This is a genomic window from Vibrio sp. 3-2(1) (genome assembly GCF_963887575.1).
Taxonomy (GTDB): Bacteria; Pseudomonadota; Gammaproteobacteria; order Enterobacterales; family Vibrionaceae; genus Vibrio; species Vibrio anguillarum.
Map to the genome: position 1 here is coordinate 173580 of NZ_CAWPGB010000033.1, position 17799 is coordinate 191378.

General features: G+C 45.4%; 15 protein-coding genes. 4 read left to right on the forward strand and 11 right to left on the reverse strand.

Features of this window, described 5'->3' with window-relative positions:
* Positions 1 to 23: 23 nt before the first annotated feature.
* Both AACQ79_RS11855 and AACQ79_RS11860 read right to left on the reverse strand, forming a co-directional pair.
* Entirely contained in the window at positions 24 to 2330 is a 2307-nt protein-coding gene (locus AACQ79_RS11855) for a YgiQ family radical SAM protein (RefSeq protein ID WP_170899140.1), read from the reverse strand.
* A gap of 213 nt (positions 2331 to 2543) precedes the next feature.
* Positions 2544 to 4175 carry a S1 family peptidase gene (locus AACQ79_RS11860; RefSeq protein ID WP_170899141.1) on the reverse strand — a complete coding sequence of 544 codons (1632 nt, stop codon included), beginning with the start codon at positions 4173 to 4175 and terminating at the stop codon, positions 2544 to 2546.
* 380 nt (positions 4176 to 4555) lie between these two features.
* Between AACQ79_RS11860 and AACQ79_RS11865 the strand changes: the two genes are divergently transcribed.
* The 3 genes from AACQ79_RS11865 (at position 4556) to AACQ79_RS11875 (ending at position 8051) form a co-directional block, all read left to right on the forward strand.
* Entirely contained in the window at positions 4556 to 7030 is a 2475-nt protein-coding gene (locus AACQ79_RS11865; protein WP_170899142.1) for a sensor domain-containing phosphodiesterase, read from the forward strand.
* A 70-nt stretch (positions 7031 to 7100) separates the two neighbouring features.
* Positions 7101 to 7781, forward strand: a complete 681-nt coding sequence (locus AACQ79_RS11870) for a hypothetical protein (RefSeq protein ID WP_170899143.1) — start codon at positions 7101 to 7103, stop codon at positions 7779 to 7781.
* Positions 7782 to 7850: 69 nt separating this feature from the next.
* Complete coding sequence (locus tag AACQ79_RS11875) at positions 7851 to 8051, forward strand: DUF4250 domain-containing protein (RefSeq protein ID WP_010316942.1); 201 nt, start codon at positions 7851 to 7853, stop codon at positions 8049 to 8051.
* 73 nt (positions 8052 to 8124) lie between these two features.
* Here AACQ79_RS11875 and metR read toward each other — a convergent pair whose 3' ends face one another.
* Complete coding sequence (metR, locus tag AACQ79_RS11880; RefSeq protein ID WP_038148387.1) at positions 8125 to 9036, reverse strand: HTH-type transcriptional regulator MetR; 912 nt, start codon at positions 9034 to 9036, stop codon at positions 8125 to 8127.
* A gap of 310 nt (positions 9037 to 9346) precedes the next feature.
* Between metR and metE the strand changes: the two genes are divergently transcribed.
* Positions 9347 to 11641: a 5-methyltetrahydropteroyltriglutamate--homocysteine S-methyltransferase gene (gene metE / locus AACQ79_RS11885; protein WP_094124022.1), complete on the forward strand. Its 2295-nt coding sequence runs from the start codon at positions 9347 to 9349 to the stop codon at positions 11639 to 11641.
* 91 nt (positions 11642 to 11732) lie between these two features.
* Here the strand turns inward: metE and AACQ79_RS11890 are convergent, their stop codons facing one another.
* The 8 genes from AACQ79_RS11890 to trpB all read right to left on the reverse strand — a co-directional run bounded on the left by AACQ79_RS11890 (position 11733) and on the right by trpB (position 17775).
* On the reverse strand, positions 11733 to 12122 hold the full coding sequence (locus AACQ79_RS11890; RefSeq protein ID WP_115339684.1) for a GspS/AspS pilotin family protein: 390 nt from the start codon (positions 12120 to 12122) through the stop codon (positions 11733 to 11735).
* Position 12123: 1 nt separating this feature from the next.
* Positions 12124 to 12420, reverse strand: coding sequence for a YciI family protein (locus AACQ79_RS11895; protein ID WP_013857153.1), 297 nt, complete (start codon positions 12418 to 12420; stop codon positions 12124 to 12126).
* A gap of 90 nt (positions 12421 to 12510) precedes the next feature.
* Positions 12511 to 12912, reverse strand: coding sequence for an acyl-CoA thioester hydrolase YciA (gene yciA, locus AACQ79_RS11900; RefSeq protein ID WP_013857152.1), 402 nt, complete (start codon positions 12910 to 12912; stop codon positions 12511 to 12513).
* A 131-nt stretch (positions 12913 to 13043) separates the two neighbouring features.
* Positions 13044 to 13610 carry a septation protein A gene (locus AACQ79_RS11905; protein WP_094149964.1) on the reverse strand — a complete coding sequence of 189 codons (567 nt, stop codon included), beginning with the start codon at positions 13608 to 13610 and terminating at the stop codon, positions 13044 to 13046.
* A gap of 102 nt (positions 13611 to 13712) precedes the next feature.
* Positions 13713 to 13964: a hypothetical protein gene (locus AACQ79_RS11910; RefSeq protein ID WP_017044617.1), complete on the reverse strand. Its 252-nt coding sequence runs from the start codon at positions 13962 to 13964 to the stop codon at positions 13713 to 13715.
* Between the two features lie 228 nt (positions 13965 to 14192).
* A complete protein-coding gene (locus AACQ79_RS11915) occupies positions 14193 to 15452 on the reverse strand; it encodes a dicarboxylate/amino acid:cation symporter (protein WP_038171785.1) in 1260 nt (419 codons plus the stop codon).
* Between the two features lie 326 nt (positions 15453 to 15778).
* A complete protein-coding gene (gene trpA, locus AACQ79_RS11920) occupies positions 15779 to 16585 on the reverse strand; it encodes a tryptophan synthase subunit alpha (protein WP_170899144.1) in 807 nt (268 codons plus the stop codon).
* A complete protein-coding gene (gene trpB, locus AACQ79_RS11925) occupies positions 16585 to 17775 on the reverse strand; it encodes a tryptophan synthase subunit beta (protein WP_013857145.1) in 1191 nt (396 codons plus the stop codon). The genes trpA and trpB overlap by 1 nt, the downstream gene beginning before the upstream one ends.
* Positions 17776 to 17799 lie beyond the last annotated feature (24 nt).

The window sequence follows — 17799 nt, forward strand, 5'->3', positions numbered from 1 at the left end:
GTGCTGATCATATGGCTTTGGAATTATCTCTGTTCTGCGCGTGGCGCTCTTGGCTTAGAGGCTTGAGCAAACGGTTTACCTTTACTTGTCGGGCGAGAGTGTGCAGGTTTAGATGCGCCGCCTTGGTTTTTCTTACCGTTGTCTGCCGCGCTGCTAGCGCGTGGTTTGTTTGGCGATTTACTTGGTGAAGTAGCGCTCTCTTTACGCGGGTTAAGAGCATCAAAACCCGGCTGAGTTTTGGTGTGTTTGGTCGCAAAACGGTTCGCTCCGTGACGGCCAGATTTACGACGCTGCGCAGGCGTGAGTGCATCGACATCATTCGCAGGCACTAAGCAGTTAGGTTTATCACCAATCAAATGCTTTTTACCCATGTTGATCAAGGCTTCACGGATAATCGGCCAGTTTAATGGGTCATGGTAGCGTAACAGCGCTTTGTGCAGCCTGCGTTGACGCTCTCCCTTCGCGACAGTCACTTCTTCACGTTTTTTGTATTTCACACGTTTGAGCGGGTTAGTCTCTGAGTAATACATCGCGGTTGCATTACACATTGGCGATGGATAGAAGTTCTGCACCTGATCACACTCAAAATTGTTTGATTTTAGCCACAGTGCCAAATTGAGCATATCTTCATCTTCCGTACCGGGATGCGCGGAAATAAAGTACGGGATGAGGTACTGTTTCTTACCTGCTTCAGCGCTGTACTTCTCAAACATCTCTTTGAAGCGATTATAGGTGCCCATGCCCGGTTTCATCATCAGATCGAGCGGATTCTTCTCGGTATGTTCTGGGGCGATCTTGAGATAGCCTCCTACGTGATGCGTGACCAATTCACGCACATATTCAGGAGATTCAATCGCCAAGTCATAACGCACACCAGAGGCGATCATCACTTTTTTAATGCCTTTGACTTTGCGCGCTTCACGATAGAGATCAATCGTATGTTTGTGGTCGGTATTGAGCTTATGGCAAATTCCGGGAAAAACACACGATGGGCGGCGGCAGTTCATCTCAGCTTTAGGATCACTACAACCTAAACGGTACATGTTCGCCGTTGGCCCACCCAAATCCGAAATGGTTCCAGTAAAGCCGGGAACTTTATCGCGGATCTCTTCCATCTCATTCAAAATCGACTCTTTTGAACGGTTTTGGATAATGCGCCCTTCATGTTCGGTAATCGAGCAGAATGAACAACCACCAAAGCAGCCGCGCATGATATTAACCGAGGTTTTGATCATGTCATAAGCAGGAATTTTACTTTTGCCATACATGGGGTGAGGCACGCGTGCGTAGCTCAGGCCAAACACGTAATCCATCTCTTCTGTGGTGAGTGGGATCGGGGCTTGGTTGACCCACAACTCACGGTCGCCATGACGCTGGATCAGCGCCCGACCTGAATAGGGGTTGGTTTCTAAATGCAGTACACGGCTTGCATGCGCGTATAAAATCCGGTCATTATTGAGCTTTTCAAAAGCAGGCAAACGAACCGCTGTTGTCGCGGCATCATGGCGAGAAGGACGAATGGTGATTGGCTTTGCTTCGGCTTCTTTTTCTTGATTAGTTTCACACTGCGTTTCCACCGCGTAAGGGTTCACGGGAACAAACGCTTTACCCGGTTTTTCAATACGTGATGAGTCAATAATGGTGTAATGCTCAGGCTCAGCGGCCAGGTTCACGGCCGTGCCGCGAATATTGGTCATATCAGCGATGTTATCGCCATTGGCTAAGCGGTGCGCTACTTCAACCAATGCGCGCTCTGCGTTACCAAACAGCAGTATGTCAGCTTTGGCATCAAACAGCACAGAACGGCGCACTTTGTCTGACCAATAATCATAATGGGCAACGCGGCGCAAACTGGCTTCGATACCACCGAGCACCAGTGGCACATCTTTATAGGCCTCACGACAACGCTGCGAATAGACAAGTGTGGCGCGATCTGGACGTTTGCCCCCTTCATTATTGGGTGTATAGGCATCATCATGACGTAATTTTTTGTCAGAGGTGTAGCGGTTGATCATCGAATCCATGTTGCCGGCCGTGATGCCAAAAAACAGGTTAGGTTTTCCCAGCGCCATGAAAGCGTCTTTATTTTGCCATTGCGGCTGGGCAATGATCCCAACGCGAAAGCCTTGCGCTTCGAGTAAACGGCCAATGATCGCCATACCAAAACTGGGGTGATCCACATAAGCGTCACCCGTGACGATCACGATGTCACAGCTGTCCCATCCTAGGGCATCCATCTCCTTTTTACTGGTTGGCAGGAAAGGTGCGGTTCCAAAGCACTCTGCCCAGTATTTTTTATATTGATGAATAGGAGTGACGTTGCTGTGCATATTTTGACCTCTGATTAATGAGCCGCGCATTATAACGACTTGCACTGGTAGTATCTAGCGGAACATTGGCTTTGCGTTCTATTTATAAAGAAAATTATTAATAAAGTGAGCGGTAAGTGTGTCGGAGAGATACTAAGTGATATGTGATAAAAAAGATGCACCAATAGTAAAAAGGTCAACCAGTAATAAAACGAGTTGACCTTTAGACAAGAGTTAGTGGCTCAAGTAACGACGTCGAATCAATAAGGCGGCCAGCATTGACAATAAAGTCATTCCACCAGTACTACCGCCACCTGAACCTCCTGAAAGTGGGGGTAAGGTAAAGGAGTAAGGCTTTTCATATTTCAAATTTTTGATGTAAGCCGCATCACTGCCGGTTGGTGTGCTTGATGTCTTTACGTATTCAAAGCGGATATCGTTGACTTCATCATCCAAATATAGCGTTCTGCTGCCGGAATATTCACCATTTTCGATTGCGAGGGTAGTGCCGCTTACTTTCACAATCAAAGAATCATTAAAAGTTGAGGAAACTTGGAAATCAAAGCTTATGTTTCCTTTCGGGACATTCTCAAGCAGCAGAACCGATCTCGCTGTATCGTCCATCCTTGCAGAGCGTAACCAACCATCTTCTTCTATCCAAGGGTTTACGTTAACACTAATGCCGTTATTGGGTACGGTAATCATTCCACTTAATTCTGGAGATGCCGGTTCTAAAACCGAGATGAATTTTAATGATGAGGTGATCGTTCCCAAATTTCGAGTGGTAATCCCTAAACTAACATCAGCCGGGGTCATTGAATCAATGGTGTAGGAAACATCAATATAACATTGGCTGTTACTAGCCAATGTTGGTTCTAGCGTACAGTTTTGGCCAGTAATATCTGCAGAGACTGGAGATATTTTCACATCTTGCGCCGTAATAGACTCGGTCGAACCATTTACAAAATGAAAGCGATGGGTGTAAGTGCCGTACTTAATCTCGCTTTGGTATTGAGATTGACGAAAAGAAACACCTGACGTTCTTTGATCCAGCCAATCATTGAAATAGTCGACCTTGCTATAAACGCTAGCAGCACCTGCTAATCCGCAGCCACGTCCCCAACTGATAACACCATATTGAATAAAGTCATCACCCTCTTTAACAAAGATAGGGCCGCCGCTGTCACCTTGACAGGCATCTTGTGGAAAACTGCTCGTACAAAAAGCGTCATTTCCTATACGAGGGTAGTCGCTGCCACCTAAAGCTTTGCATGCTGCTGTATCCATTAACGACACCTCTGCTTTACGCAATAGTGAAGAAGGATTGCTCGATTTATTCAACCATTGGCTGTATTTCGTTGTACCAAAGCCAATAATTTCCAGAATCGAGCCAACGGCTATACTATCAAAATCACCAGTATTAGGTCTTTTGATTGCTTGGATTGGTAATGCACGTTCCAATTCAAGAATAGCGATATCGTTGAATTTTTCGGTATAGCCAGGATGATCTTTATCATCATAAGCCTCATGATAATAGATTTGCTTGACTTTCACCCGGCGACCAGAATTAGTGCGTAAGTCATACGCTCCAACCGTCACTTCAATATCCTCAGCATTGAGCGGGTTTTTTCCTGCTACGCAGTGAGCGGCGGTAAGTACATACTTATTACCCAAGTAGCTGCCACCACAAAAAGAGCTTTTAAGAGTTGAATAGTGTAAGGCAACCATAAAGGGAAAGTTACCCGCGTCAGCAGGGGTTCCATTGATGATTCTAGTTGATATTCCGGATTCCGTTCCAGAAGCACTGAACTGAAAAGATGTAAACAGAAGCGCTCCTAGCGCGACTGAAAAAAGGGGTTTGTTCATGAGTACCTCGGATTAGTTTTTCCAGCACCTCTTGGGTGTGGGAACGGTACCATATAGGGGCTAGTGAATCTCGTCAATCAGTAATAATTATCATATCGACAAGATATATTAATCAAATAAGGCAAGTTAATGTATTTCAGTAGCTTATAAAACGAACGTATTGGTCATTTTATGTTCGTTATTTTCTTTCGATTACGATAGTTCTAGGCTACTCCTTTTGAGGTGTATTGATGTTCGGCGTTTTTTATATGGCTTGTCTGGCCTAAAATAATAAATAAGCAACTGCATTTACATCATTAGTGCTAACTCACGGCTTGTGATTAAGTTTTGCTCTATGCTGTGCCATTAATGGTCAATTATTTGAATGAGTTGGAGTCTATATGACACAGGTGAAGTCTCAAGAGCTACGAGAAAAGGCAGTGCTTCGAGAACCGCCAGTGGCTCGATATGATGCGATTGATTGGTCGTTTAACCTAACGACTTCCGAATTTATTTGTGATCTGAAAGCGGCGAATGCGTTACTTCATTCCCGTGTTTCGATAGCCAATATTCAAGAATTATTGCGTTATATGACGCCGAGCAAAGCTGCAGAGATGAAGCGCTGCTTCAAGTATGTGATTGAAAGTGGCAAAAGCCATGCCTTAAATTGCAACCTTGTTATTTCGGATCAGGCGTTAACTTATGTGGAGATTTTTATCGAGCGTACCTCTCTCACGCAGTTGCAAGGTACGATTCGACCGCTGCTCAAACTGGAATCATTGCAAGAGGTGGCCAAGCTTTTTGAAGGAGTGTTTGATAATACACATCATGGTTTGATCCTAACCGACGATCAAACGCGGGTTTTGGCTTGTAACCACTATTTTGAGCAGCATTCAGGTTTCAAACAAAATGAGCTACTTGGATTAAAAGCCAACCTATTTAATGCAGGCAAGCATTCCAAAGAGTTTTACCAATCGATGTGGCATGACATCAACACCAAAGATCATTGGAGCGGTGTCATTCTCAATCGTCGGGCATCTGGGCTGGTTGCACCACAAGAATTAACGATTCAAAAAATCGTACTGCAAGATGGCCGAGTTTTCTTTGTAGGGATGACGCTCGATTTAGCCGATAATCTTCATCGCGTAGCCGATACGGCGCTCGGGGATATCGATCTTTTGACGCAACTACCCACCGAACAAAAGTTTAAAGCCTTGCTCGAAACATATTGCATGGAGTACCCCAAAGGCCAAACACAAATTGTTTTGGCTTTTCAACCTGCGTTTGAATCAGATCGACACCATGTAGAAACTTTAATGCTTTCCAGTTTTTTGGCGCGCTGTAAAGAAGCTAAGTTGGTGGGCTATGTGGGAAAAGATATTTATTTAGTGAGTTTGAGTTGTTCAGAGTGCCAAAAAAACACAGATTTTCGTCTCATCCAGCATGCGATCCGTCGCTTTATGAAAGAGTTAAAGAACGAATCCAGCTCACATACCGCGATTATTAATGGCCGAATTGGTGTGTCTGTTTTAGGGTTCGATGCAAAAACGCCAGCTCGAATGGTGACGCATGCGATGCAAGCAATGCTTGAACAACATGCAGGGGAAGCGCGTAACATCAGTTTCTATCACAGTGAAATACATCAACAAGTGAAACGTAGAAAAAACTTGGAAGACAGAGTCGCTAAAGCGATTGCGCAGAAGGACTTGGAGATACACTACCAACCGATTGTCGATACTAAAACATGGAACATTGCGAAATTCGAAGCGTTATGCCGTTTTAAGCCTGTGCCCGATTTACCTTTTACCACGCAAGAAATGATTGGTATCGCGGAAGATCTGGATTTGATTGCCGAGCTTGATCGTTGTGTCAGTATCTTGTCTTTGCAAGATTTACCAAAGATAAAAACCTTGTTTGGCCAAGGTGTTGGGGTAACAATCAACCGCTCTTTCAATACCAAAATGGATGCGACGCAGATTTTAACCAATACCATGGAGATCATTGATCGCTACACGGATACGCCTCAATCAGTCACCATTGAGCTAACTGAAAGCGCCTATTTTGATAGCCAATCTCATCAGGTTGATGCCCTCAATGCTCTTCGATCGCGTGGCGTAACGGTTGCGATTGATGATTTTGGTACGGGTTATTCCTCTTTTACCTACCTCAGTGATTGCAATTTTGATTATTTAAAAATAGATCGCGAGTTTGTCACGGACATTCAGGTCAACAGCAATAAGTACAGCATTGTTAAAATGATCACTGAGCTGTCGCACACACTCGGCGTGAAAGTGGTTGCTGAAGGGGTGGAAACAGAGCATGAGGTTTGGGTGCTTAAATCATTGGGCATTGACTACATACAAGGCTATATTTTTTCAAAACCACTACCGCTTAAGGAACTGGTTCGGGCCAAGGAGTATCGTAACCGTTTTGTGTATTCAGGCGCTAAAGTGGAACAAGAGCGAAAGCCCAACTGTTTGCTCAATCTGTTCAAAGAGGGGAAACCACATCTGGATCCCAGTGAGCCAATCTCTCTTGCTTATCAGTATATTAAAGCGACTAAAGTTGATGTGCTGCCAGTCGTCAATCAAGGAGAGTGTGTCGGCATCGTCGATGTAGCCTCACTCAATTTATATCTGACGCCGAACATGGGGACCGATCTTGAAACCACGCGTGAAGCGGCCGTATGGCGTAAGCCCGTGAATCAGATCATGAAATTTCATTTCACTCAGCTTGACGCGTACACCGAGCTGAATCAAGTGGTGAATTTGATCGAAAAAGGACATGCGTTTCCATGGGTACTGGTCGATAACACTCGTTACAAAGGCTTATTGACTCAAGCGGACGTGCTGAGGTATTTGGCTAAAAGTCAGTAACCTTCTCTGGGCATCCGCGCTTACTCTTTGCTATTATCGCGCCCAGATGTTTCCAGATGATGTTTAGATTATGATTCAAACCTTACTTTCTGTTTTTTCACCCATGCTGCTCGGTGCGCAAATCTTACTGACGTTAGTGCTGGTCAAAGGGGATATTTGTCCTGGACAACGTGGCCGTATTCATCGCGTCTTGCCAGCCATTGGTGTGCTTTGGTTGGCAGTGGCTTCACTAAAAATTGAAGCCTTTTTGGTCGTCTTTTCCATCTTCTATTTCTATTCACAAGTTCAAACCAAGAAAACTCGAGATGAAGGCCCGTTATGGGCACTGTATTTGGCGAATGGCCTTGCCTTGGCTTATGTCGCGATTCAGATATCAGAGCAGGGTCATTGGTCAGCTTCTATCGCCATGTTGCTGTTGGTTGGTTTGTTGGGCGCGAGTTTCTCGCACCTTCTACTAACGATAGCGCGCTCGCGTTTACAAGCTTTCCATCGAGTTCTACCCGTTGTGGGCATTCTCTGCTCGATGGGGATCGCTTTATGCGTTGTGCCGCACGCGTACGGGTTAGATGATGAAACGTTGGCTCAAGCAACATTGCCGTTACTAACGACATTCGGTTTCATGATTGCAGGTATTATCGTGTGGTGCTGGCATATCCTGTTTGCCAAAAGCGCTGAGAAAATTCAATTAACGGCAGCCTTGTTATTGATGTTGGCAGCCAGTATTTGTTTTCAAGGTTTAGTTAATCTCTAGACCTGGGTCACTCTTTAGTGCGAATTTTACCGCTAGTCTTTAGTGGTCTCTTTGCTATAGGAGTGAGCCATGGATTTGAGTAACGTCAGCCGTTTTGATAGCAATATATTACTTGGCATCGTCAATGAGAAGCTACGCTTAGAGTGTGACAGCTTCGAAGAACTTGCCAGTATGTATGAAATGGATAGAGAAAATGTAGTCGGTAAGCTGGATGTTTTAGGTTACCAATACGACCCACTGACCAACCAATTTAAAGCGAACCAACGCTAGTGCTAAGCAGCGTGCAGTGACAGTTAACCAACCGCACTGTCATTCAAATAGCCATGTCGACACGACGAATAGTTTAAGCCATCTTGATCCCGTCAAGGTGGCTTTTGCATTGTTGGCGCGCGGTGGCAAAAAAAGCTTGTAAATAGTGGCGATCTTTTTCGCTGTGGCGTGTTGCGGCAAATAGTCGACGCCATAAACCTTTCCCTAGTGGCTTGCTGGTGATAAGCCCCTGCCTAGAGAACTCGCTGATGGCCCAATTGGGCAGTGCTGCCACACCTAATCCAGCAGAGACCATTTGTACTAGCATCAAAGTGTTGTCGGCTTGTTTCCACTTCGCGGGTTCAACACTAGCAGGTTGTAGAAAGTGTTTCACCACATCCAAACGCTGCTTTTGTACGGGGTAAGTGAGCATCGTTTGTGAGGCGAGATCCTCTGGTTCAATCACCGATTTTCCTGCAAGTGGGTGAGTTGTAGAGGTGATAAGGCGCATTTCAAAATCAAAGAGTGGTTCGTAATGTACCTCTGAGCGAGGCAAAATATCGGAAGTGATGACCAAATCAAGTTCGCCAGCCAGCAATGCGGGTAAAGGTTCAAAGCCAAAGCCGGACGAAAAATCTAACGTCACACTTGGCCAAGCAAGCTGATATTCGCGCAGCGCTGGCATCAACCATTGAAAGCAAGAGTGGCATTCAATCGCCATGTGTAAGCGCCCATTGACATCTTCTTTCAAACTGGCCAAGTCATTTTCAGCTCTGGCCAGCTTTGGCAGGATCTCGTCAGCCAGTTTCAGTAGGATCTCTCCTTCTGAGGTAAATTTCACTGGGCGAGTTTTACGTAAAAACAGTGGCCCGCCAATGCGTGTTTCGAGATCTTTAATCTGATGTGAAAGGGCCGATTGCGTCAAATGGAGCGCGGTAGCTGTTGAGGTGAGTGAGCCGCTGTCCCTTAAAGAAACTAAAGTCTTCAGATGCTTAAGTTCAATCATTGCCATTATTTTCCTTCATCCCTTTGAGAGAACGGTGGTTGATACCATATCGTGGGTTGCATCAACACGGTGACCATTCTGCTGTTCTGAGCTAAGTTACGCTTTTAATATGGAGCTGTAAACATCTAGACGTCTATTTATCTTGATGTCAATTAAAGCTCTCTGCAATCAACATGAATTTTTTTAATAAACAAGTTGAATAATTGCACCTTGTCTGTGGGTCAGTTTAGATGGATATTCTAGCCATCCAGACATCTTTATCTCATGCGATAAAGAATCAGATACGATCAACAGCAAAAGGACTAGGGACATGACAACGACGACTCACATCTTAGGTTATCCACGTATTGGTGAAAAACGCGAACTGAAATTTGCGTTAGAAAAATATTGGCGTGGCGAAAGCGACCAAGCGCAGTTACTGCAAGTAGGGCATGACATTCGTCAGAAAAACTGGGCTGAGCAGCAACAAGCGGGTCTGAGTTTTTCAACCGTAGGCGATTTCGCTTGGTATGATCACGTACTCACAACTACATTGCTCCTTGGACACGTTCCTAAACGTCATAAAAACGGCTTTCCTGATTTAGATACACTCTTTCGCGTTGGACGCGGTCAATCACAAGCGGGTTGCGGCTGTAGCGGAAGTGCCGCTTCTGATATGACTAAATGGTTTAATACCAATTATCACTACCTTGTGCCGGAGTTCAGCCAAGACGATACGTTCGAAGTCAGCTGGCCTCAACTGTTTGAGGAAGTCAATGAAGCGTCGAAAGCAGGCCACCAAGTTAAGCCTGTACTGCTTGGCCCGCTGAGCTACCTCTACTTGGGTAAAGAGGTCGAAGAGGGATTTGATCGCCTGACCTTACTGCCTCGTTTATTGACCGCTTATCAAGCAATTTTAGCTAAGCTTGCTAAACAAGGAGTGGAATGGGTACAAATCGATGAGCCTATTTTAGCGTTAGAGCTAGAATCAAAGTGGCAAGATGCATTTAAGTTGGCTTATCAAGTGATCGCTGGCGATGTAAAACTGTTACTGACTACTTATTTTGATTCGGTGCTTGATACGCTCGATAAAATCATTGAGCTACCAGTAAATGGATTGCACATCGATCTCTCCGCTTCTGCCGATCAATTGAACGCGGTACTAGAGAAATTGCCCAAAAATTGGGTACTTTCGGCAGGTGTGGTCAATGGACGCAATGTGTGGCGCGCCGATCTTGCGACGTTATTGGCTCGTTTACAGCCAGTGAAGCAGCAACTGGGGGATCGTCTGTGGATTGCGAGTTCGTGTTCACTCTTGCATAGCCCAGTTGATTTAGATCTTGAGCAGCAGCTCAGTGATGAAGTACAAAGTTGGTTTGCATTTGCCAAACAAAAAGTGACAGAAGTTGCTTTACTTGGTAAGGCACTGGACGGTGATGACGCGGCGATTCTGGCCTGTGAAACTTATAGCCAACCGATACTTGCACGTAAAACGGCAACTCACGTTAATAAACCGCATGTACAGGCGAGAGTCAACAGCATAACGGCGGCACTCTCTGAGCGCAGTGCACCTTATTCAGAGCGCGCTCATCACCAAGCTGAAGTGTTAGGGTTGCCATTTTTGCCAACGACAACCATAGGCTCATTCCCTCAAACGAGTGAGATCCGTCATCAGCGCAGTGCTTACCGTCAAGGTAAACTGGCACACGCTGATTATATCAATGCATTGAAAGGGCACATTGCCGATGCAGTAAAACGTCAAGAGGCACTTGATCTCGATGTGTTAGTGCACGGTGAAGCTGAGCGTAACGACATGGTGGAGTACTTTGCCGAAAACTTAGCCGGTTTCCAGACTACACAATTTGGCTGGGTGCAAAGTTACGGCTCACGCTGCGTAAAACCGGCTATCGTGGTGGCCGATATTGAACGTGAAAAACCGATTACGGTGGAGTGGTCTACTTATGCTCAATCATTGACTGCGAAGCAAATGAAAGGAATGTTGACTGGGCCTGTAACGATTTTATGCTGGACGTTTCCTCGTGAAGATATTTCTCGTCAAACCATCACACAGCAATTGGCTTTCGCTTTGCGTGATGAAGTGGCAGACCTGCAGCAAGCGGGCATTAACATCATCCAAATTGATGAACCTGCGATTCGTGAAGGATTGCCATTGAAGAAGCGTGACCATCAAGCATATCTGGCGTGGGCAGTTGAGGCATTTAAAATTGCGGCGGCGAGTGCGAAACCCGAAACGCAGATCCACACTCACATGTGTTACAGCGAATTTAATGAAATCATTGACTCAGTAGCGGCACTGGATGCTGATGTGATTACGATTGAAACTTCTCGCTCGAATATGGAACTGCTCAAAGCATTTGAAGAGTTTAACTACCCGAATGAAATTGGCCCAGGTGTGTACGATATTCACTCGCCAAACATTCCCTCTCAAGAGTGGATTGAAGGTTTGTTGCGTAAAGCGGCGGAAAAAATTCCAGCAGAGAGATTATGGGTTAACCCTGATTGTGGTTTAAAAACGCGCAATTGGAATGAAGTGGAGGCAGCACTGACCAACTTAGTGTCAGCAGCTAAAGCGCTGCGCAAAGAGCTTAAACCCCAGCAAAGTTAAGCCACATTAATCTTGACAGAGGCCTCAAATGAAGCCTCTGTTTTTTACGAATAAAGTGGTTGATGAGTGGTCATCACTAATAAGGGGAGGACTATTGTGCCGAACAAGTTGCTTTACTAATTAATTGGTCCACAACAAGTTGGCCCCGCGTATTGCGCATTTTAATTCGATAAGTCAAGCCGAGGTCGAGGTTAGCGCGTGTGGTTGAATCTGAGCAGTAGGTATTGATGCTGGTTTTCAACACTTGATCAATCGGCTTTGCTCCTTTTTGATCCTCATTGTAAATCATCATAATTTCCACCGTACTGCCTTTAGCACTGGCACGCATCACGGACAAAGGCCCAAACTCTAAGGGTAACTCAGCACTAATCACATTCGCGCGATTACTGGCTACGGCTTCCAAATATTTTTGCTGATCACCATTCGAGCTACAACCCACCAGTACCAGTGTTGTAAACAGAGCACAGAGAATGACTTTCATCTTAAAACACTTTCTTGAAGGGTTTAACGATAACATGTTGATACACACCGGCAGCAACATAAGGATCGGCATCCGCCCATGCTTGAGCTTGTCTTAACGAATCAAACTCAGCGATGACTGTTGACCCCGTAAACCCAGCTTCTGCTGGATTCTCCGAATCAATTGCTGGCATTGGTCCTGCAGTTAATAGACGACCTTCATCTTGCAAGGTTTGTAAGCGCTCTAAATGTTGTGGCCGGACACTCATGCGTTTTTCCAACGAGTTTTCTACGTCTTGAGAGAAAATAACGTACCACATATTGATATCCTTATTGTTTGATAATGAAGTCGAGGCCTTACTGTACTGAAACTGGCGCGTATTGAAAGCAACCAAACTGAATTTCTGTGATCAGTTGCTAGGCTTAATTGGTCGAGGGCGGCCATCGGTATCAATGGCGACATAATTGAAGGTTGCTTCACATACTTGGAAACGATCTCCCACGCTGTCGTATTTGATGGGTTTTACCCATACTTCAAGATTGACGGACATTGAAGTGCGGCCAATTTTGGTGCATTCACCATAACAACACACTACATCACCTACCTTGACGGGTTTTTTAAACGTAATGCTAGAAACAGACACAGTGACAACGCGGCCAAATGAGATCTCTTTGGCTAAAATTGCGCCAGCCAAGTCGAGTTGAGACATGATCCAACCGCCGAAAATGTCACCGTTGGCGTTAGTATCTGCTGGCATGGCTAAGGTGCGTAGCAATAATTGGCCTCTTGGGGCGCTATTTTCCTGATTCATTTTTCGACATCCACAACAACAAAACAGCGACCAAATTGGTCGCTGAAAAATAGGGACGGATTATACCAAAGACAGCCTGTTTTGCACTCAAAGAGTCCTCTGAATGAGTCCTAGCGAGAAGGTTAGTGCAATCAGTGCTCGTGCGAGGAGGGTTTGCTCTCGGAAACTTGCTTCTCTTTTGGCAGGTGTTTGTAGATAAAAACGCCCGTTAATAAGGTATAAACAAAAGTTGCGGCTAATAAGCCAAATACTTTGAAGTTGACCCAAACATCCAATGGCAGTTGATATGCAATATAGATGTTTAGTACAGCGCAAACGCTGAAAAAGAAAACCCACGCCCAGTTGATTTTTGTCCATACGTGTTCAGGTAAGGTTAGCTCTTTGCCAAGCATTCCTCTAATGGCTGATTTGCCCATGATGTGGCTGATGGTCAAGCCCAAGGCAAAAACAACGTAAACAATGGTGACTTTCCATTTAATGAAATTGTCATCGTGAAAGAAAATCGTCATACCACCGAAGATAGTCACCATCAAAAAAGTGATGATCTGCATTTTTTCAACTTTCTTATACAGTGCGTAGGTCAGGGCAATCTGTACCGCACTGGCCACGATAAGTGCCCCTGTGGCGACATAGATGTCGTACATCTTGAAAAGGGCAAAAAAGATGATAAGTGGTATAAAATCAATAAGTTGCTTCATTCGTATTTATGCTTCCGATTTAAACGTTGCGCACAGTCTAACCAAAACCGTGTCAGAGCTAAATAGAAAGAGACAATTCGAAACAAATTAACTAGAAATGGATCAGCGTTCCCAGCCGCTGGTTTCAAGTTGTGGTATTGCTCGTTTCATATCTTCTAAATAGCCTTCACTTTTTAAATTGGCGACGGCTATCTGCAATTCTTCATCTGTCATTGAAAAACAGGAATCTTTGCCAGTAATTAAGCCTAGATATTGGTGGTATTCAAATTCACTGAAATGGCCAATCCGATCGATAACCAATTCTCGGATCCCGTGGTGAATCAAACCATAATAAGTATCACGATGAATATCCATTACTCATACTCCAAGTCGATTCGTGCTAACGCCAAAAGTTTGCCGCTGCTATGTGGCACGAAAGAGGTGTCGTTTATTATAGCAATCGCAATGCCAACTTTATCGTCAGTCATAGGGCGCTTTAATGATTAACTTTAGTATGAGAACTGTTTTTTTTGCAAATTGCGATGCAAAAAGAAAGCCGCATAGGATGCGGCTTGTATTGGATCAATGATGCTCTGTGATGAGTTAGGCTTTTTGCTGCTTCAATGAGGCCTCAGTGGCTTCTTCTTCAATCAAAGCATCAACAATAACGGCACACGCGGCATCCCCTGTGATGTTGAGCGCGGTACGGATCATGTCGAAGATACGGTCTAGGGCGAACAGTAGTGGCAAACCTTCAATTGGAATTCCAGCCGCTAACAAAACGGCTACTACAAGGAAAGAAGGACCAGGAACACCTGCCTGACCGACGGCGCCCAGTGTCGCTGTTACGATGATGGCAATGTAAGCGCCCATCGAGAGATCAATATTGAATAGCTGGGCGAAGAAAATCGCAACTAAACCGTAATAGATGGCGTTGCCAGACATGTTGATGGTGGCACCTAACGGCAGAACAAAGGCGGCAGTTGAGTTGCGTACGCCAAGGTCGTGTTCTACGGTATCCATAGTGACAGGGAGTGTCGCCATTGATGACGCGGTTGAAAGGGCTACGGCTTGAGGCTTTTTCATCGCAAGGATAAATTTCTTAGCCGACGTCTTGGTTAAGACCTGAATCATCAGCGGGTAAGCAATAAAGCCGAAAATTAAAATGGCCGCGACATAAACGACAAACAGCTTAAATACCACCATCAGTGCACCAAAACCAAACGTGCCGACGGCTTCAGCCATCAAACCGAATACACCGATAGGCGCGATGATCATCACTTTGTTGATCATCCACACCATGGCATCAACAATGGTGTTTACGCCATTGATGATCGGGTCACGTTTTTCTTTGCTCTGTTTAGAAATGGCAATGCCAAAGAACAAGCAAAAAACAAGGATTTGTAGAATGTTGGCATTATTCAGTGACTGGAAAACGTTGGTTGGGATCATACCCGTAATGGTTGCCCAAAAAGTAGGTAGTTCACCTTTTGCTGCGTATTCGGCAGAAAACATACCTTCAACGCCCGAAATATCGACGCCGATACCCGGTTGGAAGACTTCGCCCATTACCAGTGCTAGCGTTACGGCGAGTGCGGAAGTGACCGCAAAAAAGCTGAGTGTGACAAAACCGACTTTACCCGCCGCGTGGCTATTACCAAGGCCCGCAGCACCGGAAATAAGCGCAACGGCCACCAGTGGGATCACCAGCATCTTAATTAGGTTGATAAAAATGACACCCAGTGGCGAAAAGACGGCCGCATCGTGTCCCATCATGGCACCAACGGCAGTACCAATGATCATTGCAATGACGACTTGCACGCCAATGTTGCTTAACAAACTCTTTTTGTTTAACACTTCCATAACCTCTGTGCTAATTAATTGTAAATTCCTAGTGTTACCCACTGCATAAATATCAATCGGTGGATAAATATTTCGACTAGCTTTTTACACGGATATTTTACATTTAGCAATATGGTAACAAGGTAAATTGACAAGATTATTGATAGTTCATTGACATGAAACGTGGTTTTTTCAAAAAGAAAACGTTTGCTATTTGTTTTGTCAATTTAATGAGTGGTTGGTTTGTGTTTTGTGAATGAATTTGGCGAGGCGTAAATGTTAAAAAAAAGATCGATTTCTTGGTTTGACTCAGAAATCGATCGGGTTGGTTTTTGCTGTAAACCAATTTATTCCAACGTCGCTGCTTTCATGCTGGAAACGAAATGGCTGAGAGTCGTTAACATTTCATCTGGCTGATTAAGTCGTTGTTCAATAATTTTCACCACTGCGGATCCTGATATTGCGCCAGCGGCACCGGCGGTGATGGCCTGTTTGACTTGCTCAGGTTCTGATATTCCAAACCCAAGCAATGCGGGTGGGGCATCAAATTGGTTCAGTCTTTCCAACAAGGCATGTACTGGCATATTGGCTTTTGTTTCTGCTCCTGTCACACCGGATCGAGACAGTAGATAAGTATAGCCACGGCCAAGTTTGGCGACCGCGGATAGGGTCTCATCACTGGCGGTGGGTGGTGCGATGAAAATGGGTTGAATCCCGTATTTGTCTGCCGCCGCGACAAATTCACGGCTTTCATTAGTCGGAACATCGGCGATCAATACTGAATCCACACCTGCATTTTTACAGCGTTGGTAGAAGTTCTCGATGCCGCGTGAATAAACGAGGTTGGCATACATCAACAGCCCGATAGGCAGGTCAGGATATTGCTCGCGAATTTTGGTGATCAACTCAAAGCAGATATCTGGAGTCGTCCCTGCATCCAGTGCACGAATATTCGCCCCTTGGATGGTTGGGCCATCAGCGAGCGGATCAGAGAAAGGGATACCGAGTTCTAATGCGTCTGCTCCTGCTTCCACTAGCGTTTGCATGATGCGCAGTGATTGCTCTGGATCTGGGTCCCCGATGGTCACAAATGGAACAAACGCACCTTGATTGTTGTCAGCTAAACGCTGAAATAGGGTTTGATAGCGATCCATTACAGCGCTCCTTTCTCTTCTAATAGTTTATGGACGGTGAAAATATCTTTATCGCCGCGACCGGATAGATTCACGACCAATAACTGCTCTTTTTCTGGCTCGGCATACGCCATCTTCACGGCGTAAGCAACCGCATGTGATGATTCCAGCGCGGGAATAATACCTTCGTTACGTGCGATCGATTGGAAAGCATCGAGTGCTTCGTCATCGGTAATGCTTTCGTACTCAGCGCGGCCTGTCGCATAAAGATGAGCGTGCTGAGGGCCAACAGAAGGGAAGTCAAGCCCAGCGGACACCGAGTAAGACTCTTCTACTTGCCCGTTTTCATCTTGCATCAAAGGTGATTTCATGCCGAAGAAAATACCTGTCTTGCCGTGCTTCAATGGCGCGCCATGCTGGTGGGTATGAATGCCTTTTCCTGCTGGCTCAATGCCAATCAAACGGACATTCTTTTCTTCAATAAAGTCAGCAAACATGCCAATCGCGTTCGAACCGCCGCCGACACAAGCAAGCACCGCATCTGGTAAACGACCTTCGCGAGCCAAAATTTGCAGTTTCGTTTCTTCGCCAATCATGCGTTGAAATTCACGGACTATGGTTGGAAATGGGTGAGGACCCGCTGCTGTACCTAATAAATAGTGGGTGGTTTCATAGGTGGCAGACCAGTCACGTAGCGCTTCATTGCACGCATCTTTAAGTGTTGCTGATCCTGAATGAACGGGGATCACTTCTGCGCCCATTAGCTTCATACGAAACACGTTGGGGCTTTGGCGTTCAACATCTTTTGCGCCCATATAAACGCGACATTTTAGCCCCAGTAGTGCGCAGGCCAACGCCGTTGCAACACCATGTTGCCCTGCGCCTGTTTCGGCAATAATTTCATGTTTACCCATACGCTTAGCAAGCAGTGCCTGACCAAGTACTTGGTTAGTTTTGTGTGCGCCACCGTGCAATAAGTCTTCACGTTTTAAGTACAATTTGGTTTTTGTGCCTTTCGTGAGATTTCGCGTCAAAGTTAGCGCCGTTGGCCGACCTGCATACTCTTGTAGTAACGTCATGAATTCAGCACGAAATTCAGGATCTTCCTGCGCATCAATAAAAGCTTGTTCCAATTGGTCAAGCGCTGGTACTAAAATTTGTGGAACGTATTGACCACCGTATTCGCCAAAATAGGCATCGAGTTTTGCCATGATTCGTATCCTTAGTCTCTGTGT